Source organism: Paenibacillus sp. FSL R5-0490 (genome assembly GCF_001956215.1).
Classification (GTDB): domain Bacteria; phylum Bacillota; class Bacilli; order Bacillales; family Cytobacillaceae; genus Cytobacillus.
Window position 1 is genome coordinate 49,033 of the sequence record NZ_MRTQ01000016.1, and the last position, 25,903, is coordinate 74,935.

The window sequence follows — 25,903 nt, forward strand, 5'->3', positions numbered from 1 at the left end:
TTTTTTTATCGTGACGTTTTCACCGACTTCCTGCAAGAAAAATAGACATCCCGCGAAAGGATGTCTTCTTATGTTTTTATCAGCTGAACAAAAACTAACATGATAAATGATATTCCGATCATACACGCTACCCATAACCAGGCCATCTCCATATTGCCTGAATCAATGGCTACATAAATAGCTGTTGGAATCGTTTGTGTTTTTCCCGGAATATTACCGGCAAACATTAAAGTAGCTCCGAACTCCCCCAGGGCTCTTGCAAAGCTCAGGATGCCGCCTGAAATAATGGCCTTGTATGAAAGAGGGATCGTGATATTCATAAATAATTGAATATCATTCGCCCCATCTACACGAGCCGCATTTTCAATGTCACGATCAATCGCTTCAAAGCCTGTCTTAGCAGACTGATACATCAGAGGAAATGCGACAACCGTCGAAGCGATAACAGCGGCCCACCAGGTAAACATAACTGGCTGTTTAAAAATAAACTCAATGAATTGGCCTGCAAAACTGTTTCTTCCAAAAATGACAATCAGCAAAAACCCTACAACAGATGGCGGTAATACTAATGGCAAAAGAAAAGCGGTCTCTGCAATGGCTTTCCCTTTAAATCTTTTATTCGCCATACCTTTCCCTATGATAACGCCAAGAATGATTGCCAATACTCCTGAGACAGCTGCAACTTCAGCAGATAATAGGACTGGTGACCAAAAATCAGTAGCCATATAATTATTTCAATCCTTTAAATCCATACTCTTCAAAAATACCCATAGATTTTTCATTTTGAAGATAATCATAGAACAGCTTAGCTTCCGATGGATGATTTGTATCTTTAATCATACCCAAAGGATAAATAATAGGACCATGAGTATTCTCCTCTGCCGTGTCCACAATGTTGACCTTTTCAGATATTAACGCATCCGTTTTATAAACAATTCCGGCATCCACATTATTTGTCTCAACATATGTAAGGACCTGGCGGACATCTTTGGCATACACCACTTTTTCTTCTATGTTGTCCCAGATATCCATTTTTTCTAATGATTCCTTCGCATATTTCCCGGCAGGAACCGACTCCGGTGTGCCGATGGACAATTTATCTGCGTTAGTGAGATCAGGAAACGATTTGATTTTCAATGCTGACTTCTTCGGCACCACTAAAACAAGCTCATTCCCAACTAAATCAATTCCATTCTTTTCTTCAATCAGTCCGTCATTTACCAGTTTATCAAATTTATCCTCAGCAGCTGAAAAGAAAAGATCAGCGGGTGCTCCCTGGGAGATTTGCTGCTGAAGAGAGCCTGAAGCTCCAAAGTTAAAGTTGATCAGCACATTTGGATGTTCTTTTTCGAACCTTGCTTCGATCTCCGTTAAGGCGTCCTGCAGGCTTGCCGCTGCTGAAATAGTCAGTTCCACACTCTCTCCGGCTGCATCCCGCTGCTCTTCTCCTGTATTTTTAGACTGACATCCAGCCAATAATAAAAAAAGGACCATTGATGAAAAAAATAACAGGGATTTCTTTTTCATTAAGTATCTCCTTCTCTGAATAGTTATATCTAGTAATAATTAATTATAACTACTTATAGGGACACTGGCGAATATAATCTTCCCCATCTAAAAAAAATCCTTGTTCCTGCCTTTTTATAATTCATAAGGTCATTAAGCGATTATGATACAGCCCGGACAGGAAAAATCATTTATGAAACAAACTAAAAGGCAAGCACAAATTGGAGTGCTTACCTTTGTTAACAATGTGGAAATGTAATCTGCCCGCCAACAACTTATACATGTGAAAAAGATGGTGTCCTGATCAGCCTGTCAAATCTGGCACCCATCTTTTCAAAAAAGAATGACACTTTAATAACCAAAGTGATTAAAGCAGAGAATAAGTTGAAAAGCATGTACAAATACCCCCCACACTGAAATTTAGTGTTCTGGACACTAATGTTAGTGTTAGACTGAGCAGGAGTTTTTATTCTCTTATGAGTCCCGGACGGTCCTCCATTTGCGGGGGCTCCTCAAACCAGCCGTTTTTAATCTTGATTTTAATTCCCTCTTGGGCATAGAAGTAAATATCCTTCGCCAGTATCATGGATTTCATCGCTATATCATTTCTCAAGCTAAAGAATGCACCTGTACCGGATCCTACAAGGCTAAACCCATTGAGTATGTAAATGCAATGCATCATAAGTTTGTCGGAAAACGGAGGTACTGTCGATGTGGTTACCGTAGCCCCGGAGGTTGCGGAAAATTGAACATCACCCTCTAGGAGGATTTCTTCCATCATTTTTATTTGTTTCTTGGCAAGTTCTTTTCCTTTTAAAAAGTATTTTTTGGCCTCTTTGTTTTGAGCGCATTGCGCAAAACCCGTAATAAGCTGCATCCCGATATTGTTTGCCTCCATATTGTGATGCAGAATTCCGATTTCAAGGTCATTTAATGCCCTTTTATCTCCTGTCAGCCTAAAACCGTCCTTATACTTTTTTGACTGGATATACTCTATATTTTTGGGCATCGTCACTTTTGGTGGCAGCGCTAGTATTCCTTTTTCCAGCAGATAAAAGGTCGAAAGCTTATAGATTTTCTGTGTTACAGTCGTGAGCCCCTCATAAATGGATAAAACCTTCTTATTGTATGTCATATTCATATTCAGGGTGTAAAGCCCCATGCTAACTTCCTTTAATACACGAAGAAACATGATATCAAAACCATTATCGTATAATTTAGGGGCTTCTAAATTAACGTCAGCTGAAGTAAACCCCTCAGGCTTAACCATTCCTTGATCGGAGAAAAGTTCTTCCATCTCTTTCACATAAAAGTTCAGTTCCTGCCATAACCCTCCTAAAATATTCCTAGCCTCCTGTTCATCTGACTTTTCGATAAAGTATTCCAAAAATCTCATTATCAATGTTTTTTCCTGGTAAGTCTGCCATATAGTCCCTATTTCAGAAACACTTAGCGGATTGGTTAATATCAAGTAAACAACCTCCTTCCATCATCCCATTTTGACTATGTACCGAATTGATTAATAATTCTCATTCATAAATTAACCTGGATTGGAGATATTATTCCTGATAAATGGAGTGTAGGTTATTTTCATCAATATCCGGCCGCCAGACAATCTTTTTGTAAATAAAAAGAGACGCGTTCCTTTACTAACGCGCCTGCTGGTATACCTTTTAAACTATGTTTTAGCAAAAAACCCGCCGAATCCTTCTTACGCTCATACAATCCGAGTCTCCCTGAACCTAAACTCTCAGCGAGCCGCGGAACCCCCTTGCAGCATAGTAGGAATCAGCTCCATTGTGATACACAAAGACCGTGTCGTAGCGGCGGTCACAGAAGAGAGCCCCGCCAAGTTTTCTGATATGAGGGGGTGTCTGCACCCAGCTCGATGTTTTCTTATCAAAAGCTTCAAGCTCCTGGAGCTCCCGGTATTGCTCTTCCGTTAAAAGCTCAACGCCCATGGCAGCTGCCATATCCATCACACTGTTTTCCGGCTTATGTTTTTTCCTTGCCTCCAGCGCTTCACGATCGTAGCAAAAACTTCTGCGGCCCTTAGGACTTTCTGCTGCACAATCATAAAATATGTATTCGCCCGTCTCTTCATCATACCCGGCAACATCCGGTTCGCCGGCCGTTTCTTCCATTTCATTCAGCGACCATAATTTCTCAGGATTAGCCTCAAGCTTAGCTTGTACATCTGCCCATAACAGCCCTTCATGCCTGTGCGTATTCTTCTCAAAACGGGCCTTCAATGTTTGCAGCAATTCATCCCGCTGTTCTGGTGACAGCGCCTTACTTCCCAGTGTCATATGAGTACCTCCTTTTTTCTTCATTATAATATAATTATGACCCTAAAGGGCAGATGATAAAAGCAGGCGCCGGGTTAACCTTCCTGAAACTGGCTTCGGACTCAAGCCTGATGATTTCCCCTTCCTGTGTCCGAACCTGCACCAACTTCGGACTCAGACCTGATGATTTTCCCTTCCTGTGTCTGAACCTGCACCTACTTCCGACTCAAACCCGACGTTTTCCCCTTTCTGTGTCTGAACTTGAACCAACTTCGGACTCAGACCCGACGTTTTCCCCTTACTGTGTCCGAACCTGCACCAACTTCGGACTCAGACCCGATGATTTCCCCTTCCTGTGTCCAAACCTGCACCAACTTCGGACTCAGACCCGACGTTTTCCCTTCCTGTGTCTGAACTTGAACCAACTTCGGACTCAGACCTGATGATTTTCCCTTCCTGTGTCTGAACCTGAACTATCTGGCTCCACAAAAAAACACTAACAAACGATGCCATTTGTTAGTGTTTCCAAATCTATTATTATGAAGCTTGTTGTTCAAATCTTTCTTCAGCTGGAGGGTTAAATTGCCCTTCCCACTTCGCAATAACAATCGCCGCCAGTGAGTTCCCCACCACATTAACCGCTGTGCGTCCCATGTCAAGGATACGGTCGATGCCGGCAATAAAGGCAAGGCCTTCTGCAGGCAATCCAATGGTGCTGAATGTCGCCAGCAGCACAACAAAGGATACACCAGGTACACCCGCCATTCCTTTCGATGTAACCATCAGCACTAACATTAGTGTAATTTGCTGTCCGATACTCAATTCAATCCCAAACATCTGGGCAATAAATAAAGAGGCAATCGCCTGATATAAAACAGATCCGTCCAGGTTAAAAGAGTAGCCTGTCGGAATAACGAATGAAGAAATATGTTTCGGGCTTCCCGCTTTCTCCATTTTATCCATAATTCTTGGAAGAACTGTTTCCGAGCTTGCTGTTGAAAATGCCAAAATCAATTCCTCTTTGATCATCTTCAATAATTTAAAGATGCTGAACCCGACAATTTTGGCCATAACTCCCAGAACAACAAGAACAAAGAAAATCATGGATCCATATACAGTAAGCGCCAGCTTGCCTAATGGAATCAGTGAGGCGAAGCCATACTTGGAAATCGTAACACCAATTAAGGCAAATACCCCGATCGGCGCATACTTCATAAACAGGTTCGTTACATAGAACATCGCCTTGGCCGTACCTTCAAAAAACCTCAGAACTGGCTTTCCGACATCTCCAATTGCTGCAATTCCGAGTCCAAATACAACCGCAAAGAAGATAATCGCCAGCATATCGCCTTCAACCATGGCTTGTACCGGATTAGTAGGCACAATATGCAAGAATGTATCCGCTACCGACTTGCCTTCCTGCTCTTTATTGGTTTCGACATAGCTTGAGATATCACTTTGCTGCAGGCTGTCCATATTCAGGCCGGCACCTGGCTGAAATACATTCCCGGCGATTAAGCCAACCACAATGGCAACCAATGTCATGCCGATAAAGTAGGTCAATGATTTACCGCCAAGCTTACCCACGGATTTTAAATCACCTACACCAGCAATGGCAACGATTATCGTTGATAATACAATAGGAACCACAATCATTTTAATTAAACGAATGAACAGATCGCCAAATGGCTGTAAGGCACTTTGCGCTGCTTCATTACCGTAAAAGATACCGCCAACCACAATCCCCAGGACAAGACCGATAAAAATTTGAGTGGCTAAACTTAATTTAATTCTTTTCATCAATTACCCTACCTTCTTGTTTAGTTTTAACGTGCTGCTCAGGCAAGGGAAACAAAGCTGATCTCAAAAAAAAGAAAATCGACAATTGTCAATTCACCCTGATTCATATTCTCTTATGTTTCCTTAAACGCTGACGAGGTTAGCTTTCGGGTTAGGACTGTGGAAACAGTAAGCCCTTCCATCTTTCGGATTCACCCCGTGCGGAAACTCCGCCGTAAATAATGGGTCCCCCGTTCTTAAAATAAGATTAAGCATAGAACACTAAATCATTATATTATCCCAAGATAATTTTTGTAAATAGTTAAGTATTCCCTGTATAAAACAAAAAAGCATTTGGCTCCACCTGCGCCAAATGCCATGATAGCCACACATGCTATCCCCGCTACATCTAAATTAGCATCTTAGTATTAAGTATATTGAACGCGCTTGTAAACTTTTATTAAAATTCCTCGGTGATAACAGTCACCGTTAGTGCTTCATACTACCTCAATCAGTATGCAATAAAAAATTCAGCATTTTGCTAAAGGCTTCTTGTTCTGATTTTGCATCATACTTAGAGGAATAAGGATCACTGAATCCGTGTTTCCCAGTAAATTTATATGCTTTAATTTTCTTTTTTTCCAAAGCCAATACTAACTCATCAACATTAAAAGACTGCTCTTCCTGTGGAAAAAATAGCATGGCAGGACTCCGGGGTGTTAGCTCTAAATAGTCCCTAATCCTTGAACCGTAATATCCAACTATTCCATCAACACAATCTTCCTCACTGCATAGCCAGGCAACAGTGGCACCTATACTAAATCCAATGATTACTATTGTTTCGTATTCATCTTTAACATCCAATAATAAATCTTTGATTTTACGTGCCGCTATATCGAAACCGACATGTTCCATAAAGTGACGATAAGCGGCTTCCCCTTGAGAATAATCAAAAGGCATCTCTCGCTCTAGTAAATTGGGGCATATCACTTCAAAATTCTGCTTTATTAATAATTCGCAAAAACTCTTTATATGTTGATTTATTCCATATATTTCGTGGATTACGATGATTAAAGAATTTGAATTTCTATCATAACTATGTCGCTTATTCTCCATATTTCTTCACCCGCTATATTCCATCAAAAGGTATTCTATATTAATATGAATTATTCCTCCAGTCTCAAAACACCCTTTTTAAATCCAAAAAGAGCCGCCTAATTGGCAGCCGGACGTGAAGCAATGAACCATCTTGACATTAAACACAAGCTTCATATTCTCTTTTGATATTATGAATGATCGTCTGAACAGGCAAAATTTCGTTAATTTCATGGACTCTTGCCCCCGCAAATACGAGACCATTCTCACAGTCCCCCTCCATGGATGTGACCAGAGAATCCAATGTACAAAAGCGGTAGGAGCAGTTTTTCAGACAATCGATGCACTTCTTGATTTTCACCTTTTTATTGTCAGATATTTGTTCAGTAAAGTTATTCTTAATGGCACGCCCCTCCAAACCTACGGTGGTTTTCACCATAACGATATCTTCCTGTTTGGCATGTACATATTTTTCCTTGAAGGATAGGGGGGCATCACATTCGTGACTTGCGACAAATCTGGTTCCCATTTGAACACCGGAAGCCCCGACACGAATGGCATGCGCAATATCTTTTCCTGTCAGGATTCCCCCTGCAGCTATGACAGGAATCTTAACAGCTTGCACCACTTCCGGTAAAATATCGAATAACGGTCTTTCGGTCCCTAAATGCCCTCCTGCCTCATTGCCCTCTACGACAACCGCAGAAGCACCCAGCCGCTCTGACATTTTGGCAAGCCTTGCAGATGACACAATCGAAATCACCGGTGTGCCGGATTCTTTGCCCCAATTGTACATATCCCTTGATATTCCTGCACCTGAAATAATGAAATCCACCTTTTCCTCTATAGCGGCCTTCATTTTTTCAGCAAAATCATTCATGGCAAATAGAACATTCACCCCAATATAGCCCTCACCCTTGATAGCTGCCCTGGCCTTTCGTATATGCAGCCTTAACTCTTCAATGCTAATTCCTGTTCCTGAAATAATTCCAATCCCCCCGGCATTAGCAACAGCTGATGCCAGGCCGCTTAACGAAATACCAACGCCCATTCCACCCTGCATGATGGGAAACTCAGGCGTCATATGACCGATTTTTAATTGTGGAAATTTCAAAAGAACTACCCCATTTCATCGCCAATTTATTTCTTCTCCATTATTGAGCGAATGAGGGCGATTGAATAGTGATAAATATAATACCTGGTACTAAAAACAGGTTATATTTTCGCCATATTCACAGAATGTTCAAGAATTGCCAACGTAGAGACTTATCAGGCATCATCCCTGCAGCTGACCTTACTCACATAAAAAGCTTTTATCTGCCTCTTTGAAATATACGCTGTAAAAGGTATGCTAAACCAAAACAAATGATCGTGATAAAAAAGATTTTATTAATTGAAAGCTGTTTCATCAGAGAGGTGTGCGTTGATCGCTCCGATGAAAAAATAGACCACCAACTTGGTTCAGGAAAAAAGACAGATACCATAATCCAAATGCATAAGAAACATAACACCAATAACCAATATAATTTCATAAGCTCTCCTCTTTTAGAAAAACAAATTCAATTCACAATCCTTACACCATTAGGGTCCACTAATATCTTCGAAGAGAGGTCCTTTATAACTGCTTCATTAATTGTAACTGTTTCACCAAACACCGATTTAATTGAACTCATAGGCTTACCGAACAAAATGGATAAGTCATTTTCTAGCCCTTCTTTTCTTGTTTCTAATCTTAATTCTTCTATTTTTAGGTTATCAGTCACCGAATCTACTATTTCTTTGTTTGTTTGGAGTTCTATCCTAAAAGAATAAGGGGTTGTAATAAACGTTCTTCTTTCCCCCTTGTCCACAATCCAATTCATATTATCTGCATTCTGACAGATAAGCTCTTGTTCTTTTTCAGATACCAAAAAACCTATATGGTCAAATTTACTCTTCTTTCCATATCCAAATGTGATATTTACGCTCCCTTTTCTTGCTTCGATAATACGAAAAATAATATTCTTCGTCCGAAAGTTATTCCATACTAAGGGAGGATCAAAGTTCTGGAATCCCCCCAGGTATTTACCGATACGCTGATATATCTGAAAGCCTGCATTCACGTAAAACCTTTCTGTTTCTTCCACGTGTGGAGTCCAATAATGATAATGAAAAAGCACAGATATCACCTCTTTAATAAGCTCGTTACTAACATATTCAATAAAAACGTAATTTCTCCTTTCAGACTATCCCGGACTATTCACAAGTTCCTGATACAGTTGACCGCTGCAGCATATGTAAATAAAATGAAATCATCCCAAATTGGAGGTTTTTGTTTGTTGAACTTATGTTTAGAGCTGGTGAAGTAACACTTTCTCCATGAGAAAGTGCCATTTATATTGAAACTTTATCATCACTTAAAGAACAGGAGACTACAAATGGATATCTTAATTCGGCAAGAACTCCCTGCAGACTATGATTCGACTGAAGAAATGGTAAAAGAAGCTTTTTCACATGAAGATTACAGCGATAAAAATGAACATTTTCTTGTCAAAAGGCTCAGAAATTCTGATGTTTTTATTCCGGAGCTTTCTTTAGTGGCGTTAACTCAATCTAAAGAGATTGTGGGCCATATTCTTTTATCTAAAATCAAAATATCGGATGGTGAGAAAGCGGGAGATTCTCTTGCACTTGCCCCACTTTCTGTTCGTCCCGGTTATCAGGGGAAAGGCATCGGGAGCCAATTGATACGTACTGCACTTAACAAGGCCAAAGAAATCGGTTATCATTCCGTAATCGTTTTAGGCCATAAAAATTACTATCCAAAGTTCGGCTTTAAGCCAGCCAGTCTTTGGAATATTCATGCCCCTTTTGAAGTGCCTGACGAAATATTCATGGCTCTGGAGTTAACAGAGAATGCTCTTAAAAATGCTGCCGGGGTTGTTCATTATTCAAAAGCTTTTTCAGAATAAGAAGCCAGAGTTTAAACAAAAGCTATCTCTATCATTATCCAGAGATAGCTTTCTATTTGCTTCTTCATTCCCTTATATCAAAAATCAATTCATCAAATAACTCCCCATCCACATAAAGCAAAATAGCCCATTCTCCCTTTTTAGGAATCTTAACAGAAGATGGTGTATGGGCATCCGCCCCGTTGTTTGGACCATAAGCGCGAATGGTCCATCCCATTCCATTTGTTAAAATGGGATGAACTGTCTGCGATTCTTTATGAAAGCCAACGATTGTCAGATCAACATTCTCAACGCCCCACAAATGCCACATCCACTTTTGGCCGTTTAAACTGGGCATGCCAGCGCCAATCACCCCGGACTTGTTTTCATTTCCGATTATGCCCCTGTCGCCGAACTCCACAGCTTTTCTCTTCCAATCAATAGTGTCAAAATCGCTCACCTGAACAAAATCAGGTATATCCTGAGGCAATGTAATAGGGTCATCCTTAGCTTTTTCTGCCACACTGACCACTACATCCCCATAGGATTTTCCATCCAGATACACTTCAAACTTCCACAGGCCTTCGTAAGGAAGGGTGAATGTCGTCGTGAACCGCTGCAAACTTGGGTACCCGGGAGAAGGTGCTATTATTTGTTGCTGAGGTAAGACTTGTATTCTTTCACTAGTTTCTTTATGAAAGGCAGAAATGGAAAGCTCTTTTCCTTTATACGTGTTAAAAGGCTCCTGGAAACTAAAGATATAGCCATAAGGCGTTCCAGCTTTCAGATAAGGATCGGGTAATATGCTGAATCTCATCTTTTGATTCACCTTATATTCATGCCGGATGTTCCATTCACCAGCTGTACCGCCATGTATCTGGTTTTGATCCTGCCTGACCCATGTCTCAGTTGAAACTAAGAAAGCTAAGAGGCAGATGGCAAAAGTGGATATGACTAATATAACGAATTTATGAGGCTTTTTTGTTGGCATCTCTCTTCTATCGGAATGGAGCGCTTTTCTAATATTTATTTTTTGAAATTCCGTAAAGTGCTCGCCCTTGTGAGTTGTCGAGTCCATGGCCCGCCGCAGCTGCCTAAGCTTGCTCTCCATTATATCCCCGCCTCTCCATCATTTTTTTCAGCTTCATCCTGCCTCTGCTCAATCTTGTTTTAATCGTATTTTGGTTTACTCCTATTAGTCCCTGGATCTCTTCAATCGTACATTCTTCATAATAATAGAGAGTAACAACTTCCCGGTACTTCACAGGCAAAGACAAAACACACAAGGAAAGAAATTCTTCCTCGCTGCGCTTCAGCAGTTCCTTTTCCGGCGGCAATTCCTTTGATGAAAATAAAGAAAACAGGCTCGAATTCAGAACCACTTTCCTAAACGCATGACTCTTCAGGACATCCTTTGATCTATTAATAGCCAATCGATAAATCCATGATTTAAACGAGGTCACTTCATCGATTTTGTCATAATTTTGGTAACATGTGATGAATACATCCTGAACAATATCTTCCGCCAGCTTCCAATCCTTCACATAGTTATAAGCAAGCTTTGTGAGCCGTTCACCGTAATCATCCATAATCATCTCAAGCCAAACTTCACGATCTTCTAATGAATCATCATCCCTGATCTTTCTCACACACTCCCCACCCCATTATCACTTTAATGCTAAGACGAATGAGTCGGATATAAGTTTCATTTATTTTGAAAAGGCACCTTCCTTTGAACCCCATCCTATTTGCCTCTTCAAAGACCTATTTGTTTAAAAAGAAGAAGCCGTTAATCATTTTCCCTCATTGAAAACAAATAAAGAATTGCAATGATAACGGCAATAATGGAAGTGATTACAGAATATCGAAAAATAGTAAAAAAGAACTCAGGAAATGGTGTGATAATACTTGAAGTCATACCATCAACATCTTTTGTACTTTCGATTCGCTTCATAAAGGCGACCAATAAGAAAAAGGAAACAATAAATGAATAGATTCCTGTTTTCACTATGATTTTCTCCATAAATTCACCCCTAAACTTTTCTTGACTTGCTTTTTCAACTGCAGTTAACTGGAGCCACGAACAATTAGTTTATGAAATTATTGAAATCCTCCTGTGTCCTTATTATCTCCCATTAAATAATTTGAACTTTCCCCTGGCTTTGTGTTCGGATTTGTTGGGGTAAGAGGGTTATTATTATTTTTCCTGCGTCTCCAATCAATAAATATAGCAAATAGTATAATTCCAGCAATAAAAATCACTAACCACCACATAGGTTCACTCCCCTGGTTTGAAAGGCCGCCTTTATAGTTAAACTTTAGCTTAAGAAAAGATACAGAAGCAGCGCAATCATAATATTTGGCAGGCCAATTAAAACTGAGCCGATGCTTGTTCTTTTCCGCTTTCGTCTTTCGTCAGGAGAATCTTGTGCTTCCAAGCCTGCCCTCATCCGATGGGGACCAGCTATAGAACCTGACATAAGAACAGAGATGGCTATAAAAAATAATCCAATGGCTCCTGTCACTAAGTAAGCCTTACTTAATTCCCAAAAACCAAGTGATAATAATACACCAGTTATTGAGAAAACGATCCCGATAGTTAGATGCTTCAACACACCAAACCTCCTTTATTACTAACTATACGGCTGAAATCTTAAATTGTTTCAATTTTTAATTTTTTATGAGGACCAATGAAGAAAAAAGGGAGCTCCTCTTCGGAACTCCTTTCTAAATTGAATTAATATAATCCTTAATCACTTTACAATCTGGAGGACTTATATTCGAGGGAATCTCATGGACATGAAAAAAACGTAAATCTTTTACCTCTTCGGTATCCACTGTAAGTTCTCCATCATAGTTGCTGCAGATATAGGCTGTAATGACATTATACACTTCATCACCGTGAGGATATTTATAGTAAAATTCTTCTCCTGAATAGATATTAAACAACATCAGTTCATTTGCTGTTAACCCAGTTTCTTCAAACAGCTCTCTCTTAGCCACCTCTTCCAATGTCTCTCCAGGCTCCAGAGAACCTCCCGCCAATGCCTACTGGAAAAGGAATGTAAGTAAACCGCTATTTATCGGCAGTGAAGTCTCTTACACCTGCAAACCAATCAAGCGCCTTTTGCTCCATCTCTTTCACAAACACCTTTTTCGCCTGGCTATAATCAGTCGTGTCATCAAACCTTTGTGCCAATTCTTCCTTAAAATTCGTATACCTTTCCGCTTCATCAGGATGGGTCCGCAGATAGTCTCTAAAGATAAGATGCCGTTCTATTTGGGGGTTATCAGATTGATAGAAATGTATATGATGAGTTCGATTTTCCCCGCCTTTACGAAATAATCTTCTCTCTGTAATGCCCCATTCCCCTGCAGATTCGTATCCAAGCTTCTTCATCTTTTCAGTAAATTCATCTATCTTCTCGATGTTTCTCACAATACACATCATATCGATTACAGGCTTTGCCTTCATCCCCCGGACTGAAGTGCTCCCAAAATGTTCACACTTAATGATTTCATCCTTAAAGATGGATTTTAAAAATTGAACTTCATTTTGATACATTAGGGCCCAATCATCGCTAAATGCAGTAAGTCGAATCTTCATTCAAGAACCTCCCTTATGAAACTTACATGGATTCACAATTAGGGTTGCCTCACAAAGACTAGCCTCTGTATCTATTGCTGCCAGGCTGTTTTTTTAATTCATTCCAGGCTTTTATGGCGTTTTCACGATTATTGCCTTTGTTTTTCGGGTCTGCAAAATAATCTCTGATGAACTGATTATATTCAAATTGAGAGCCTATTTGTTTCGTATAAGAAGGGTCTTTTTTCCTTTCTTCCTCTTCGTGCCAAGCATGAACAACATCACGATATGTTTTTCCGGTATTTTCTTTAAAATAATTTTGAATATAAGTCGAGAAATGAAATCTAGGAATAACCGATTTGAAGAAAACTCTTACATTCTGACTGCAACGGTGGTTTTCTGTAATAACGGTATCTAAAGTTAATTCTAATAATTTTACTTCTTTAGCCAGAAGACTTTTTTTCTTTACCGGTTTTTTTATTTCTCCTGTTTGAAGAAATGCAGCTATTCGATCCGTAATTTCCATTTTAGATCCAGCAGCACTCATTCCGTTTTCTCTGCAAAAATTTTGCAGCTCTTTTTTCAACCAATAAAAGCTGTGGAAAGCTTGCACATCCAAATCCCTTTTTAGTTCCGGCCTCAAGTATTCTACCTCCCCATTCTGATAATGATATTATAAAACACATGTTCGTTATTGTAAATTTTACCCAGAAATTTTTCTCCTATTCTTCCAATTTTGTTTATCCCATATGTTATAACAAGATTAGCAGATTTAAAATGGAGGATGTGGATTAGCTTGAACTATCGTTATCATAATTTACTTTGGATTATAATCATTCTGGTGCCGATAATTGTATTTATAAAAACGAACAATTGGGAAAATGCGATTATGGCTTTTTTGGGAGGAGTAATTTTTTATCTTCTTTACGGATTGTTTTGGTTCCGCCGAATTCAGAAAAGGGAAGTGGATTCGGAAATCTGGAAAATCAGCAAACTTTCGGATGAGCAATTAGAGGATTTCACCATCCCCCTTTTAACTAAATTAGGGTATACAATAACAAAGCCGGATGATGAAAATCCGGATATAAGTTTTTTACTGACCCATCCAACAGGCAATCAAGCGATTGTAAAAGTCAAAAGCCATAAAAGAGAGATAGGAATTCGCCTTGTTCAGAAAACTTTAAAACAATTGGATATTTATGAGGCTGGTGAATGTTGGGTTATCACAAACGAGCGTTTCACCCCGCAAGCAATTGAATATGCTAAAGCAAACAATACCCTCTTATGCGATCGGGAACAATTCATAGACTGGATACTAAAAGCGAAAAAAGGGGAGAAAGTCCGGGGATAGGAACCTTGATTTTTCGAAAGATTCCTTCACGCTCCTACTTTAGGGATATAGGTTTTTGAAGTTCTCACCTAAACGTCCCAATTTCTAATATGAAATTGGGACTCTATTGTTAATGCTAATTATCATTTCACTTTACCTATAAGAATCATGTATCGGATGGAACAGATCTTCCTCTGCATTTCTGACAACTGAAAAGTGTTCCACATTGTAATGGCCGTGAAGCGTTTCATTATGATGCTTAATAATTTGCTCTGCACATAAAGCATTGCTGTCCGTTGTTGAATGTCCATCACCTACTAATGTGACATCCAATCCGCTAATCGTTGCGGTTCTAACTGCACTGTCTATACAGTGCTGGGTTTTGCATCCCATTATCACAACATGCTTGACCGTTTGGGATTTAAGGTGATCCAGCAGTCCTGTTCCATGAAAAGAATTGGTTGCCGTTTTATCAAAATACTTTGATTCTGCAGGCACTTTAATATCTTCATGAACCTGAAATCCTTTCCCTTTTCCTTCCGCAACATCTAAATCCCTTACAACGACAACTGGAACACCTGATTGTTTTGCTTTTTCAATCACTAAATTGATATTCCCAATAAGGCGCTCTTTATTAAAAATAGCCGTTTCTTCCAGGTTCCCATCGATTAACTCCTGCTGGGCATCAATAATTAATAAGGTTTGATTCAAATCGTTTTCCCCTTTCAACACCTTTAAAATTTTTCGGATATATTCCTCTATGTTTTTTTCGCCAGTATATTTGTTTGTCATAATATCTGTATCCTAAAATGGAGTCAATTATTTATCTAAATTTTTAGATATATTTAATTATAACAGAATATCTAAAGAAAAAAATTTAATATTGTTAATCCATAATGCTTTTGAAACCATAAGAAAAAGGCCGCCTGAGTGAGGCGGCCTAAGATCAATATTCCACATTCCCAGATTAATAAGCCCGGGCAAACCAAACCGTATGCTTCGCTTCTTTTCCACAATGGATGCAAGTATCCTTGGTGGACGGCGGGTTGAACGGGATGTTCCGTGTCGTGAATTTCGTTTTTTCTTTTACACTTTCTTCACATGCATCTTCACCGCACCATCCGGCTAAGATCCAGCCTGGGATGGCATCATTTTGTTCAGATTGGGCAATGTGCTGTTCTAATTGCTCGATAGTATCGATATGTGTGTGCGAATTCTCAGCGCGGAATTCTTTTGCTTTTTCTAAAAGACGAGTCTGCATCGTTTCAAGCTCTTTTTTGATGCTTTCAATAATCGAATCAAGCGGTACGGCCACTTTATCCCCAAGATCACGCGCCTTCATTAAGCATTGATTTTGGTCTAAATCACGAGGTCCAAGCTCTATGCGGACAGGCACGCCTTTTAGCTCCCACTCATTAAATTTATAGCCTGGTGATTGATCGGAATCATCAAGGCGTACGCGGATTCCTTCTGCCTTCAATGCAGCAAACACTTCATCTAATTTCTCCATAATCGCAGGGTTCTTTTTCCATGGTCCGACTGGAATCAGCACGACTTGAGTCGGTGCTACTCTTGGAGGGAGAACAAGGCCTTGTTCATCACCATGAACCATGATGACAGAGCCGATTAACCGTGTGGATGTACCCCATGATGTTGTATGGACAAAAGTATGTTTATTTTCTTTGTTCAAATATTTGATATCAAAAGCTTCCGCAAACTTTGTGCCCAAGTAATGGGAAGTTCCCGCCTGTACCGCTTTTCCATCCTTCATCATCGCTTCAATGGAGAATGTATCAACTGCACCGGCAAAGCGCTCGGATGGTGTTTTTTGCCCATCATAAACCGGAATCGCAAGCAAGCCTTCTACCACTTCTTTATAGATTTCCAGCATCTGCATTGTTTCCTTGCGCGCATCTTCTTCGTCCACATGCGCTGTATGGCCTTCCTGCCATAAAAATTCTGATGTGCGGATGAAAGGAAGAGTTTTCTTCTCCCAGCGGAATACATTCGCCCATTGATTGATTAAGACCGGCAGATCCCGGTAGCTTTTAATCCAATCGGAATACAAATGTCCAATCATTGTTTCAGAAGTTGGGCGAAGTGCCAGACGCTCCTCAAGCTTCTCTCCTGCCGCTTCTGTGATCCATGGAAGCTCCGGCGAAAATCCTTCAATATGATCCTTTTCCTTTTGAAAAAAGTTCTCCGGAATCAGCATCGGGAAATAGGCATTGCGGTGGCCGGTTTCCTTAAAACGCTTATCCATCTCAGCCTGAATATGCTCCCAAATTTCATAGCCATCAGGCTTAAAGGCGATACACCCGCGAACAGGGGTGTAATCAAATAAATCTGCTTTTTGTATCGTATCCAGATACCATTTTGTAAAGTTGTTGGTGTTTTGAGACATCTTGTTTTCCTCCTGAAAATATTTTTAAGAATAAAAAAAGCATAAAGAGTCCTTCAAAAGGACGTCTTTATGCTAATAGACGCGGTACCACCTTAGTTCGGCTTTTACAAAATCTAAAGCCCTCTAATCGTTAATAACGAAACGACCCGGTTAGCTTTTTCCTAACATCTCCGTGGCAGGTTTCAATAAGGAGGGGTGATATAGCTCTCAGCCCAGGCTATATTTTCTGTTTCACAATCCTTATTTACTTGATCACATCATTGATTACATATATATGTTAATATACCAACTTGTGATGAGTAATTCAATACAGGCAGAAATAAATTCCTGATGGAGTGTTCCCCTCCATCCTATTTCCCCTCAGCTCTTCTCTCTATCTTAGACGTCTTCAGGAAAAATAATTCATACACAACAGGAACAATAATTAATGTCAGCAGTGTGGATGATGTTAAACCGCCAATAACCGTTACCGCAAGACCCTTTGAAATAAGGGTTCCTGATGAGGTGGTCAATGCCAGCGGGATCAATGCGGCAATGGTCGCAAATGCTGTCATTAAAATTGGTCGTAGCCTTGTTTTCCCAGCTTCAACTAACGACTCTCTAATAGGCAAACCTTTCGTTCTGTTCTGCCCGATCCGGTCGACAAGCACAATCGCATTCGTTGTGACAATTCCAATCAGCATCAGGAAGCCAATCATTACACTTACAGAAAGAGGCTCATTAATAAGGTAAAGTGATACAAGCGAACCTATCGGAACAAATATGAGTGATGAAAGGATAATAAATGGAATACGGGCTTTACCAAAGGTAATCAGCATGGTTAAATACACAAGCCCGATTGCCACAAGAATGGAAATCCCAAGTGATTGGAAAATCTCCACTGTTTCATCATTGCCACCACCGCTCGTTAAGGACACTCCATCCGGAAGATCAAGCTTTTCGACTCCCGCCTTGATCTCTGATGATACTGCCTGCACATCATTTCCCTTTACCTGGCCTGAAACACGGGCATAAACCTTGCTGTCCAGCTTCTGAATCGATGTGAAGGTATCCATTTCCTTAACTTCAGCGACCTCCGAAAGCGGGACTGGCCCTCTTTGAGAGAATAGGGTGACCTCCTCCAGTTCATCTTTTGACCCGAGCTCTTTATCAAAGGACAGCTGAACCTCCTGCTCCTTATCATCCAGCAGCAGCGTCCCGACATTCACAGGCTTCGTCTGATCGCTGACAGTTCCAAGAATCTGGAATCCTGACAAACCATATTCACTAGCTTTCTCAGAATCTATTTCCACTAAAAATTGCTTTTGCTTTTCGCTGAAATTATTCGTAATATATTTCAGGTTTTTATTTCCCTTCATATACTCTTCCACTTGCTTGGAAGCCTTCTGCAATGCCTCTAAATCATTGGAAAACAAGTCAATATCCACATTATTATTCGAAGGAGGCCCGCCTGTTTCCAGCTCCTGAACACTAATCTTCAAATCAGCGTTTTCCTCATCTGAGATATCTTCTATTTTACTTTCAATTGATTTGATCGTTTTCTCCACATTTACATTATCTTTTAAGTTAACAAAATAGCTTGCTTTGTTTTCAAGCCGAAGTCCTGTGGCAAAATCCCGGGCTCCTATAGCGGCTGTAACATCCGCAGCTTCTTTCTGCTCATCCAGCATCTCTTCCACCTTCAGTGAGATGGTATTTGTTTTTTCCAGGGAAGCGGATGATGGCAATTCAATCGATGCTGTCAGCGTTTTCGACTGTTCATTAGGAATAAATGTAAATCCTAATGAAGGCACAACCGCAAATGAGCCAACAAGCAATACGAAAGAAATAAATAAGATAATAAACTTATGATTGAGCGATTTTTCAATTAAACGGCCATAAAACCTCTGAAGGGCTCCCTCTTTTTCTTCAGCCGGCACTTTCTTGAACGAAAATTTTGCCAGGATCGGCACAATCGTGATGGAAACCAGCAGCGATGCTAACAGTGAGAACACAATCGTTAAAGCAAAAGGCAAAAAGAATTTCCCTGTTATCCCGCCAACAAAGCCGATTGGAAGGAAAACCACAACGGTCGTTAATGTTGATGAGGTGATCGCCTTTAATATTTCTTTGGTGGATTCCAGAATAATTTTATCGGACATTCCCTCATTGGATTTGCGGACCCGCCTGAAGATATTTTCAATGACGACAATACTGTCATCCACCACACGCCCTACAGCTACAGCCATTCCGCCCAGTGTCATGATGTTTAATGAGATGTCCATTTGGTTTAGAAAAATCGCTGCAATCAGAATGGACAAAGGAATGGAAACGACTGCGATAATGGTCGCTCTGGCATTGCGAAGGAAAACCAGAACGGCAATGGACGCAAATAGTGCCCCTAACAGCCCTTCTTTGACTAATGTGCTGACAGACTTTTCAATATCCTTGGCAGAGTCGATGCCAATCTCGTAGTCGAGCTGATCATTGTATTTTTCCAGTACACTCGTCACCTTGTCTGCCACTTCAACAGTGTTGGCTTCCTGCTTTTTCGTGATCGCCATGGATAAAGATTCTTTCAGATTATAACGGGCTAATTCACTTTTATCTGTTATTGGCTCAATGTCTGCAATATCTTTCAGCAAAATATCAGCAGATTGCCGGGCTCCCTGCTCTCCGCCGGCACCGGCCCCTTCAGCTGGAGCACCGCCAAAAGCAGGCTGAAGCTGAAGATTTTCCAGATTTGCAATAGAATCAAGATTTTCTTCTACACGGATCGGTATTTGCTCTTCCTTTTCCGTCAGCTCACCTGCCGGGAAAGAAAGATATTTTTCATTGATCTGCTCTTTAATGCTGCTGAGTGATAATCCTGCTTCTGCTGCTTTCTCTTTATCGACCGTAATTTGAACAAGATTATCAGTTAACCCTGCAACAGATACGCTGTTAATTCCTTCTATTTTATTTAATTCAGGAATGACGCCATCCTTCATGACAGCTTCTATGCTTTCCCCGTCCTTGCTGAAAAAAGAAATATTATAAATGGGAAAAGATCCAAAAGAGAGCCGGTTTAATTTCACTTCAGCCTCTTCAGGCAATCCGGCTTCATCAATAACCGAATTCACCTTCTGTTCAACCTTATCGAGATCTGTATCAAACGGAAATTCCAGGTTAATGATCCCAATGCTGTCATAAGCAGAACTGGTCATCTTTTTTACACCCTCAATGGAATCCAGCTGATCTTCAAGCTTTGAAACTACCTGTTTATCCACATCAGATGGAGATGCACCAGGGTATACCGCTTCAATGGATATCTGCGGGAATTCAATATCAGGAAATTGATCCACTTTTAATTTTGAAAAAGAGTAAATACCGCCAGTGATTAATAAAAATGAAATGATAAAGACCGCAACGGCATTCTTTAAACTGAACTTAGTTAAAAAACTCATCTTTTAATCTCCTTTATATTTAATTTATAAATAAATTATACAAAAACCATACAAACCTATCAATTGATAGACTGTTTCCAAAAAAAAACTTTAACAAGCCAGTTTGTTAAAGCTAATAATCGTTATTCCGTTAATGCCGATTCAATCAGTGGGGGCTTTATCCCCGCTGATTGTTAGTTGAGGCCCACAGGACAAGGAAGGCTTCGTCAGCATGAGCATCGCACGACCGAAAGCGGCAGCTTTTGGGAGGACGTGGCGTTTTTAGTCTTTGTTCGTATTTCGGGCCTTTACGGGCAGTTAGACTGCGATAAACCATAAAGAATTACTTTGACATAAAATCTGGCTTGTTCTTTCGCCAGGCTTTCTTTCAATTTGTAATCAGTATTCCTTGATGAAATCAGACTTAACAGCAGGTACGCCGATGAAACCGGGTCGGACCCTATTTCCGCTGGATCGCGCAGCTTATGATCTTTAATCCCTTTTTCAAAGATCGAGGCAATCGGATCCTGATAAGATTCCATCCACCATTTCCGGACGATTCCCTGATGCTCCTGATCTAATTCTTTTTGAATATCATGAAACATCTGGCCCATTGAAGGAGGCTTATTGATTAAAATATAATAAGTGACCTGAAATAAACATTCTTCAATATCACCCTCAAAGCGCTTAATAATTCTGCTTAAAGCGTTCTGCATATCAACCAGTTCAGTCCTAAGCACTTCCATATAAATGGCCTTTTTATTGGAAAAATGATGATAAAGGGTAGGCTGCGTAATGCCGCAAGCTTCAGCAATTCTCCTTGTGGAAACCGCCCGATACCCTAAATCCATAAAAAGCTTATGTGCTGCTTTCACAATTTTTTTATGCGTATCGCTTGCATTTAGTAACATAAACAAAATCCCTTTCAAGTAAGCGAACCCTATCACTTGATAAGATTATAAAAACCAAAATGAATTGCGTCAACAATCAATGTGCTCATTTATAAAGTTAACATTCGATTCTATTACATATTCCCATTTCTCCACTTTTCAATCATTGTTCATAAGGCAAAAATATATGATAATATAAATAATTATGTTAACCTATTTATCATTTTAGTTAACCATTTATCTAATCGAACAATGGGGGGATTTTATGTATAAGCTGCGTGGCCATCATCTCTTTTGCCTTCTGGGCTATCGGGGAATGGGCTACTCTCAGGAATATGTGGAAAATATGACCCGTATGCATCAAACCTTGAGAGACAATCCCAGGACATGGATACAGCTTGTTAAAGGGCCGGATCACCTTTGTGAAAAGTATCCCAATTCAGGTGAATACCATTGTGAACACGATGATATTTATGAAAGAGATGCCGTTATTCTTGAGAAATTAGGGCTTAAAATCGGGCAAATCCTGTATTGGCAGGACATCGAGTCCAACATCCAAAAATATACCGTTCCCTCAGATATACAAACTGTTTGTGAAACCTGTTCCTGGCGGTCTTATGGAGTTTGTGAAGAAGGTATTCGAGATATTCTTGAAGGGCAGGGCTTGAAGGAAATAAAGTAGAGTATCCGATGTGTCCAGTGAATTACTGGTCCTTTTTAAGCAAATCAATTAAATAATATATCTGTGAAATAACAAAAGACAGAAATAAGACAATGATTGTTCCGAATGTGTATACCGCTTCTTCTGCAGGGTCGCCTCCGTCCATATATACTGAACCAAAGATAAAAAAGAATACGACACTTACCAACGCGCCTAAGAAGAAAATACTAATATACTTTGACATGGTATCCCCCATTTCACACATATAATAGTATTAGAAATCAATAAAAAAGGTTCCCGCACTATCCAGAAACGGGAACCACTTTACTCCCCAGTCACCCCAGCCATTGCTGATTGTAAGCTATGATCCCTAATATGGCACCAACACCTGCGCCAAAAAGCAAACCCCCGATTGCCCAAATCGCTTTTTTATTCACTTTATTATCCTTTTCGATCATGAACGGCACCTCCTCACAGCTGATTAAGAATCAGACAGTATCCCCTAACACTAATATTTATATTAATTTTCAACTTCCATTCATTTATTTTCAATTCTTTTAATAATTGGAAATTCCTTCTAGTATCCGTAAATTGCTTATTTCTTGTTGTGAGTCATACAAATCTCATGGTATATTTTAGTAGGCTATTTGAACTAATAATAGCACTTTATTATCGGTGAAAAGATATGAAAAAACCTATCAGATTACGCATCCAGTGGCTAATTTTAGGCTTACTGGCTTTTGCTATGCTTGGCACCTATGCAGGGAGTGTCATTTCTAGTGTAGTGGTCAGCAAGAACAACCTGGAGAAAAATTATTTAATAGAAAACCAATATTATGCTCAAAAACTCGCAGCTGTTACAGATTCTCTTTTTGTCAATATGATTAAAAATCTGACGATGGAAGCACGAAATGAAGATCTTTTGACGAACGATTCCCGAAAAATCCACAAAGAGTTAGATTTCATACTGCAGTCCACTACCTATTTCAATTCTACATTTTTTGCTGACAAGACTGGCCGCGTCGTGGCATCTGCTCCTGATATGGCTTTAAATGGAACAAAATTAACTAGTGTCGGTGCAAAAAAATCTCTCGAAAAGAAAGTTCCTATAATATCAAAGCCCTATGTAGGTGTAACCGGAAAATTAATTATGCTTATTTCTGTCCCCGTTTTTGATAAAAGCGGATCGTATGAGGGATTTCTTGCCGGAACCATCTATTTACATGAAGATAACAGCCTCATCCAGATTCTGGGGCAGCATCCAAAGCATGAAAATAACTCTTATGTATATGTGGTTGATTCTGAAGGTAATATTATTTATCATCCGGATAAAAAAAGAATTAACGATAATGTGAAAGAAAACAAAGTGATACAGCAAGTTTTAGAAGGAAGAAACGGAAATCTGGAAGTCACGAATACGAAAGGCATAGCCATGCTTGCCGGATATGCCTCAGCTACCTCAACAAGCAAATGGGGCATTGTATCCCAGACTCCTAAAGAGTCAGTAATGGAGCCAACCTTTGAAATGGCCAGGCAAGTAAGCTTGATTGCCATTCTCTTTATGCTGTTTGTTTTCGCCTTATCCCTGATCATGCTGAAAAAAATTGTAAATCCGATCAGAAATCTAGCTTTATACGCAAAGCAGATGACGACCGAACCATCTCGTCCTGCACCGCAAATTCCCGGCTGGTATTTTGAGTTAAGGGAATTAAAACGTGCAATTTTAATAGCTGTGGATTTTTATCAGACCAAACTGACGAATGCAGAAAGTGAGTCGAACCTGGATCCGCTTACCGGTTTCTATAACCGGCGTTTTTTAGAGAAAAAGATAAGGGAGCTCGATAGGTACTCCATCATTTTATTTGATATTGACCATTTTAAAGCAGTAAACGACCAGTTTGGCCATCAAGTGGGAGATGATGTATTAAAATTTCTTTCTGAATTAGTTAAGAGGGAAACGAGAGCAAGTGATCTTTGCTTCCGCATAGGCGGCGAAGAATTTCTAATCATCCTTCCAGAAACCGATATTCACATCACGAAATCTGTTGGAGAACGGATAAGGAAAATCACTGAATACACCTTAAGCCCCTCCGGAAAACCAATCACTGTTTCCATGGGAATTAGCAGCTTTCCCGCTGCAGCGGATAGCTTTTCAGAGTTAATGAACAAAACGGACCAGGCATTATACAAGGCTAAACAAGAGGGAAGAAATAGAGTGGTTACCGCCGTGTAAAATAAAGAGGGCAAGCTTTGAGTGAATATCTCTCAAAACTTGCCCTCTTTTTATGCTACATCTCTAAATCCGTAAACGCGTACGGCAATAAATCTTTTAATGTCAGTTCCAGTATATCTTTTTTCTCATTAGTTAAGTAAACTGGCATATCAGGCATGCAGAACTCAGCTAACACCTGCCTGCAGATGCTGCACGGCGGAAGAAAATCTGCCGTATCACCAGCTACAGCTATAGCTTGAAAATCACCTTTTTTGTAACCATTAGCAATTGCAGTGAAAATAGCTGTTCTCTCGGCACAATTCGTTGCACCTAACGAAACATTTTCCACGTTCACACCATTAATGACCGTGCCGTCTTTCAGCAATAATGCAGCTCCAACCGGAAATTTGGAATAGGGAGCATAAGCTCTCTCCTTCATACTGCGTGCACTTTCCATCAATTGCTCTTTATTCATCATACCCATCCTTTTCAAAGAAGAATGAACTTTTCACAGTCCCCTTAGGCCAATGTGAAATTGGCAGGATTTTTATCATATAATTTTTTGAAATGTTTGTCAATATACTGACTGTCCGAAGTTACTCCAAGTTCTGACTCTGAACCGCCAATTTCCACTTTCCCCGTCCGAAGTTGCTCCAGGTTCTGACTCTAAACCGCCAATTTCTGCTTTCTCTGTCCGAAGTTGATCCAGGTTCTGACTCTGAACCGCCAATTTCCGCTTTCTCTGTCCGTAGTTGCTCCAGGTTCTGACTCTGCAGCCCAGATTTCCTCATTCTATGTCCCAAGCATCAAATCCCGGCTCCCCCGACAAAGATCCGCCTCCAAAGCTCGTTCCAGAATGCAAACTCTAAAAAAGGAAACAGATCCCATATTAATTACTTTAGTCCCATCCCTCTTCGGTATCTTTGCTTACATATCTATGTTACAATGAAATGAGTATCAAACTTTAGGGTCAACTTGACTTTTCTTAGTCACCCCTTCGAAAGGGGATTAAAAAAATGGAGAAAATAAGCGTATTTCTGGATGATTATCGGAGAGCGCCGGATGGTCATGTATTAGTTGAGACCATTGATGAATGTATCCTTTTGCTTCAGACCTATGAAATTGACCACTTGTCTTTAGACCATGACTTAGTAAGCAAATCGAGAAATGGTCTTATGCTTGTTCATATAATGGTTCAAAAACAGTTATTTGCGGATCGAATAACTGTTCACTCTGCCAATTCAGTCGGCGGGAAAGCCATGTATCATTATTTAAAACAAGCACAGCAGGATTTTGAAATGCCCACTGACATTAAAGTAATTTTACGTCCACTGCCCCTCAACTACATTCCGCCAAACTATCTGCACAGCTTCTAGAGAACCAATGACAACCACCTTTTCTCCTTAGTCACAGGAATTATACAAATCAATAGTGTACAGGGAGCAGAGTTAATTGACTGCTTCCTTTTTTTATGTCTTTAATAGTTAAAATAAATCCGCTCCCGCATCAAATCTTTAGAACATTTGTCATCACATTCCGCCACACTCAGGAGGCTTTTCCTTTTCTCCCTCAGCAAAATCGCAGCCTTCTGCAACTGATTCAAGTCCATATTCTGTACTGCTGACATCCTTCATACCTTGATCATTTATGGTGCTTTTAAAGACCTTGTTCATTCCTTCTTTATTTTCTCTCATGAGTTTCCCTCCGGCCTTTTTATAAAAGTTTTCACTTAGAGGAATCATGTTATTCATGTGGTGGGTATTCCTGGGATATGAACTGCAGCACTATATTCCAACTCTTTTCTTATTAGGTGAATTT

General features: G+C 40.0%; 28 protein-coding genes, 1 pseudogene, 1 riboswitch and 1 other annotated feature. Of the genes and pseudogenes, 5 read left to right on the forward strand and 24 right to left on the reverse strand.

Annotation, left to right across the window (positions count from 1 at the left end; all coding sequences use genetic code 11):
* Positions 1 to 68: 68 nt before the first annotated feature.
* The 8 genes from modB to BK139_RS14315 form a co-directional block, all read right to left on the reverse strand.
* The gene (gene modB, locus BK139_RS14270; RefSeq protein WP_048009629.1) at positions 69 to 725 is read right to left on the reverse strand and encodes a molybdate ABC transporter permease subunit; all 657 of its coding nucleotides are present in this window, start codon (positions 723 to 725) and stop codon (positions 69 to 71) included.
* Between the two features lie 4 nt (positions 726 to 729).
* On the reverse strand, positions 730 to 1,527 hold the full coding sequence (gene modA, locus BK139_RS14275; RefSeq protein WP_076259924.1) for a molybdate ABC transporter substrate-binding protein: 798 nt from the start codon (positions 1,525 to 1,527) through the stop codon (positions 730 to 732).
* Between the two features lie 445 nt (positions 1,528 to 1,972).
* Positions 1,973 to 2,977: a DUF3231 family protein gene (locus BK139_RS14280; RefSeq protein ID WP_076259926.1), complete on the reverse strand. Its 1,005-nt coding sequence runs from the start codon at positions 2,975 to 2,977 to the stop codon at positions 1,973 to 1,975.
* 271 nt (positions 2,978 to 3,248) lie between these two features.
* Complete coding sequence (locus BK139_RS14285; RefSeq protein WP_076259928.1) at positions 3,249 to 3,815, reverse strand: DUF4256 domain-containing protein; 567 nt, start codon at positions 3,813 to 3,815, stop codon at positions 3,249 to 3,251.
* A 516-nt stretch (positions 3,816 to 4,331) separates the two neighbouring features.
* On the reverse strand, positions 4,332 to 5,594 hold the full coding sequence (locus BK139_RS14295; protein ID WP_048009638.1) for a cation:dicarboxylate symporter family transporter: 1,263 nt from the start codon (positions 5,592 to 5,594) through the stop codon (positions 4,332 to 4,334).
* A 113-nt stretch (positions 5,595 to 5,707) separates the two neighbouring features.
* Positions 5,708 to 5,858: riboswitch (cyclic di-AMP (ydaO/yuaA leader) on the reverse strand.
* Positions 5,859 to 6,080: 222 nt separating this feature from the next.
* Complete coding sequence (locus BK139_RS14300; RefSeq protein ID WP_076259933.1) at positions 6,081 to 6,689, reverse strand: dienelactone hydrolase family protein; 609 nt, start codon at positions 6,687 to 6,689, stop codon at positions 6,081 to 6,083.
* A 139-nt stretch (positions 6,690 to 6,828) separates the two neighbouring features.
* Positions 6,829 to 7,782: an NAD(P)H-dependent flavin oxidoreductase gene (locus BK139_RS14305; RefSeq protein ID WP_076259935.1), complete on the reverse strand. Its 954-nt coding sequence runs from the start codon at positions 7,780 to 7,782 to the stop codon at positions 6,829 to 6,831.
* Between the two features lie 445 nt (positions 7,783 to 8,227).
* Positions 8,228 to 8,827, reverse strand: a complete 600-nt coding sequence (locus tag BK139_RS14315; protein ID WP_076259941.1) for a hypothetical protein — start codon at positions 8,825 to 8,827, stop codon at positions 8,228 to 8,230.
* Positions 8,828 to 9,085: 258 nt separating this feature from the next.
* Between BK139_RS14315 and BK139_RS14325 the strand changes: the two genes are divergently transcribed.
* Positions 9,086 to 9,619, forward strand: coding sequence for a GNAT family N-acetyltransferase (locus BK139_RS14325; protein ID WP_076259946.1), 534 nt, complete (start codon positions 9,086 to 9,088; stop codon positions 9,617 to 9,619).
* A gap of 64 nt (positions 9,620 to 9,683) precedes the next feature.
* Here the strand turns inward: BK139_RS14325 and BK139_RS14330 are convergent, their stop codons facing one another.
* The 8 genes and pseudogenes from BK139_RS14330 to BK139_RS14360 all read right to left on the reverse strand — a co-directional run bounded on the left by BK139_RS14330 (position 9,684) and on the right by BK139_RS14360 (position 13,827).
* Positions 9,684 to 10,709, reverse strand: coding sequence for a hypothetical protein (locus BK139_RS14330; RefSeq protein ID WP_076259948.1), 1,026 nt, complete (start codon positions 10,707 to 10,709; stop codon positions 9,684 to 9,686).
* Entirely contained in the window at positions 10,693 to 11,247 is a 555-nt protein-coding gene (locus BK139_RS14335; RefSeq protein ID WP_076259951.1) for a sigma-70 family RNA polymerase sigma factor, read from the reverse strand. The genes BK139_RS14330 and BK139_RS14335 overlap by 17 nt, the downstream gene beginning before the upstream one ends.
* A 140-nt stretch (positions 11,248 to 11,387) precedes the next feature.
* Positions 11,388 to 11,621, reverse strand: coding sequence for a hypothetical protein (locus BK139_RS14340; RefSeq protein ID WP_076259954.1), 234 nt, complete (start codon positions 11,619 to 11,621; stop codon positions 11,388 to 11,390).
* Between the two features lie 77 nt (positions 11,622 to 11,698).
* Entirely contained in the window at positions 11,699 to 11,872 is a 174-nt protein-coding gene (locus BK139_RS24020) for a hypothetical protein (RefSeq protein WP_175609125.1), read from the reverse strand.
* A 44-nt stretch (positions 11,873 to 11,916) separates the two neighbouring features.
* Positions 11,917 to 12,213 carry a DUF5316 family protein gene (locus BK139_RS14345; protein WP_286148872.1) on the reverse strand — a complete coding sequence of 99 codons (297 nt, stop codon included), beginning with the start codon at positions 12,211 to 12,213 and terminating at the stop codon, positions 11,917 to 11,919.
* 112 nt (positions 12,214 to 12,325) lie between these two features.
* A pseudogene (locus BK139_RS14350) lies at positions 12,326 to 12,643 on the reverse strand (NUDIX hydrolase); the annotation flags it as partial.
* Positions 12,644 to 12,674: 31 nt separating this feature from the next.
* The gene (locus BK139_RS14355; protein ID WP_076259959.1) at positions 12,675 to 13,205 is read right to left on the reverse strand and encodes a GrpB family protein; all 531 of its coding nucleotides are present in this window, start codon (positions 13,203 to 13,205) and stop codon (positions 12,675 to 12,677) included.
* A gap of 58 nt (positions 13,206 to 13,263) precedes the next feature.
* Entirely contained in the window at positions 13,264 to 13,827 is a 564-nt protein-coding gene (locus BK139_RS14360) for a DUF6434 domain-containing protein (protein ID WP_076259961.1), read from the reverse strand.
* Between the two features lie 153 nt (positions 13,828 to 13,980).
* On the opposite strand from BK139_RS14360, the gene BK139_RS14365 reads away from it, so the two are divergent.
* The gene (locus BK139_RS14365; RefSeq protein ID WP_286148875.1) at positions 13,981 to 14,535 is read left to right on the forward strand and encodes a restriction endonuclease; all 555 of its coding nucleotides are present in this window, start codon (positions 13,981 to 13,983) and stop codon (positions 14,533 to 14,535) included.
* Positions 14,536 to 14,667: 132 nt separating this feature from the next.
* Here the strand turns inward: BK139_RS14365 and BK139_RS14370 are convergent, their stop codons facing one another.
* From BK139_RS14370 to BK139_RS14385, 4 genes are all read right to left on the reverse strand, one after another.
* Positions 14,668 to 15,225 (reverse strand): isochorismatase family protein, encoded by a 558-nt coding sequence (locus tag BK139_RS14370; protein WP_076260122.1) that lies wholly within the window; start codon positions 15,223 to 15,225, stop codon positions 14,668 to 14,670.
* 256 nt (positions 15,226 to 15,481) lie between these two features.
* Complete coding sequence (gene proS, locus BK139_RS14375) at positions 15,482 to 16,918, reverse strand: proline--tRNA ligase (protein ID WP_076259966.1); 1,437 nt, start codon at positions 16,916 to 16,918, stop codon at positions 15,482 to 15,484.
* A gap of 54 nt (positions 16,919 to 16,972) precedes the next feature.
* Positions 16,973 to 17,188: a binding site (T-box leader), on the reverse strand.
* Between the two features lie 80 nt (positions 17,189 to 17,268).
* Positions 17,269 to 20,343 carry an efflux RND transporter permease subunit gene (locus BK139_RS14380; protein WP_076259969.1) on the reverse strand — a complete coding sequence of 1,025 codons (3,075 nt, stop codon included), beginning with the start codon at positions 20,341 to 20,343 and terminating at the stop codon, positions 17,269 to 17,271.
* Between the two features lie 287 nt (positions 20,344 to 20,630).
* Positions 20,631 to 21,233 carry a TetR/AcrR family transcriptional regulator gene (locus BK139_RS14385; RefSeq protein WP_076259971.1) on the reverse strand — a complete coding sequence of 201 codons (603 nt, stop codon included), beginning with the start codon at positions 21,231 to 21,233 and terminating at the stop codon, positions 20,631 to 20,633.
* 244 nt (positions 21,234 to 21,477) lie between these two features.
* Between BK139_RS14385 and BK139_RS14390 the strand changes: the two genes are divergently transcribed.
* Complete coding sequence (locus BK139_RS14390) at positions 21,478 to 21,894, forward strand: DUF1284 domain-containing protein (RefSeq protein ID WP_076259974.1); 417 nt, start codon at positions 21,478 to 21,480, stop codon at positions 21,892 to 21,894.
* 22 nt (positions 21,895 to 21,916) lie between these two features.
* On the opposite strand, the gene BK139_RS14395 is transcribed toward BK139_RS14390, so the two are convergent.
* Both BK139_RS14395 and BK139_RS24420 read right to left on the reverse strand, forming a co-directional pair.
* Entirely contained in the window at positions 21,917 to 22,117 is a 201-nt protein-coding gene (locus BK139_RS14395; protein WP_076259977.1) for a hypothetical protein, read from the reverse strand.
* A gap of 91 nt (positions 22,118 to 22,208) precedes the next feature.
* Positions 22,209 to 22,331: a CrcB family protein gene (locus BK139_RS24420; protein WP_139325635.1), complete on the reverse strand. Its 123-nt coding sequence runs from the start codon at positions 22,329 to 22,331 to the stop codon at positions 22,209 to 22,211.
* Between the two features lie 227 nt (positions 22,332 to 22,558).
* Between BK139_RS24420 and BK139_RS14400 the strand changes: the two genes are divergently transcribed.
* On the forward strand, positions 22,559 to 24,106 hold the full coding sequence (locus BK139_RS14400; RefSeq protein WP_076259979.1) for a sensor domain-containing diguanylate cyclase: 1,548 nt from the start codon (positions 22,559 to 22,561) through the stop codon (positions 24,104 to 24,106).
* 55 nt (positions 24,107 to 24,161) lie between these two features.
* Here the strand turns inward: BK139_RS14400 and BK139_RS14405 are convergent, their stop codons facing one another.
* The gene (locus tag BK139_RS14405) at positions 24,162 to 24,560 is read right to left on the reverse strand and encodes a cytidine deaminase (RefSeq protein WP_076259982.1); all 399 of its coding nucleotides are present in this window, start codon (positions 24,558 to 24,560) and stop codon (positions 24,162 to 24,164) included.
* A gap of 541 nt (positions 24,561 to 25,101) precedes the next feature.
* Between BK139_RS14405 and BK139_RS14415 the strand changes: the two genes are divergently transcribed.
* Positions 25,102 to 25,461, forward strand: coding sequence for a cyclic-phosphate processing receiver domain-containing protein (locus BK139_RS14415; protein WP_076259987.1), 360 nt, complete (start codon positions 25,102 to 25,104; stop codon positions 25,459 to 25,461).
* 153 nt (positions 25,462 to 25,614) lie between these two features.
* Here BK139_RS14415 and BK139_RS24025 read toward each other — a convergent pair whose 3' ends face one another.
* Entirely contained in the window at positions 25,615 to 25,779 is a 165-nt protein-coding gene (locus BK139_RS24025) for a hypothetical protein (RefSeq protein ID WP_175609126.1), read from the reverse strand.
* Positions 25,780 to 25,903: the final 124 nt, after the last annotated feature.

Bases quoted from the DNA above. Each gene is read 5' to 3' on its own strand.
- modB (WP_048009629.1), bottom strand. From the start codon at position 725: ATGGCTACTGATTTTTGGTCACCAGTCCTATTATCTGCTGAAGTTGCA.
- modA (WP_076259924.1), bottom strand. From the start codon at position 1,527: ATGAAAAAGAAATCCCTGTTATTTTTTTCATCAATGGTCCTTTTTTTA.
- BK139_RS14285 (WP_076259928.1), bottom strand. From the start codon at position 3,815: ATGACACTGGGAAGTAAGGCGCTGTCACCAGAACAGCGGGATGAATTG.
- BK139_RS14295 (WP_048009638.1), bottom strand. From the start codon at position 5,594: ATGAAAAGAATTAAATTAAGTTTAGCCACTCAAATTTTTATCGGTCTT.
- BK139_RS14300 (WP_076259933.1), bottom strand. From the start codon at position 6,689: ATGGAGAATAAGCGACATAGTTATGATAGAAATTCAAATTCTTTAATC.
- BK139_RS14325 (WP_076259946.1), top strand. From the start codon at position 9,086: ATGGATATCTTAATTCGGCAAGAACTCCCTGCAGACTATGATTCGACT.
- BK139_RS14330 (WP_076259948.1), bottom strand. From the start codon at position 10,709: ATGGAGAGCAAGCTTAGGCAGCTGCGGCGGGCCATGGACTCGACAACT.
- BK139_RS14340 (WP_076259954.1), bottom strand. From the start codon at position 11,621: ATGGAGAAAATCATAGTGAAAACAGGAATCTATTCATTTATTGTTTCC.
- BK139_RS24020 (WP_175609125.1), bottom strand. From the start codon at position 11,872: ATGTGGTGGTTAGTGATTTTTATTGCTGGAATTATACTATTTGCTATA.
- BK139_RS14355 (WP_076259959.1), bottom strand. From the start codon at position 13,205: ATGAAGATTCGACTTACTGCATTTAGCGATGATTGGGCCCTAATGTAT.
- proS (WP_076259966.1), bottom strand. From the start codon at position 16,918: ATGTCTCAAAACACCAACAACTTTACAAAATGGTATCTGGATACGATA.
- BK139_RS14380 (WP_076259969.1), bottom strand. From the start codon at position 20,343: ATGAGTTTTTTAACTAAGTTCAGTTTAAAGAATGCCGTTGCGGTCTTT.
- BK139_RS14385 (WP_076259971.1), bottom strand. From the start codon at position 21,233: ATGTTACTAAATGCAAGCGATACGCATAAAAAAATTGTGAAAGCAGCA.
- BK139_RS14390 (WP_076259974.1), top strand. From the start codon at position 21,478: ATGTATAAGCTGCGTGGCCATCATCTCTTTTGCCTTCTGGGCTATCGG.
- BK139_RS14395 (WP_076259977.1), bottom strand. From the start codon at position 22,117: ATGTCAAAGTATATTAGTATTTTCTTCTTAGGCGCGTTGGTAAGTGTC.
- BK139_RS24420 (WP_139325635.1), bottom strand. From the start codon at position 22,331: ATGATCGAAAAGGATAATAAAGTGAATAAAAAAGCGATTTGGGCAATC.
- BK139_RS14400 (WP_076259979.1), top strand. From the start codon at position 22,559: ATGAAAAAACCTATCAGATTACGCATCCAGTGGCTAATTTTAGGCTTA.
- BK139_RS14405 (WP_076259982.1), bottom strand. From the start codon at position 24,560: ATGAATAAAGAGCAATTGATGGAAAGTGCACGCAGTATGAAGGAGAGA.
- BK139_RS14415 (WP_076259987.1), top strand. From the start codon at position 25,102: ATGGAGAAAATAAGCGTATTTCTGGATGATTATCGGAGAGCGCCGGAT.
- BK139_RS24025 (WP_175609126.1), bottom strand. From the start codon at position 25,779: ATGAGAGAAAATAAAGAAGGAATGAACAAGGTCTTTAAAAGCACCATA.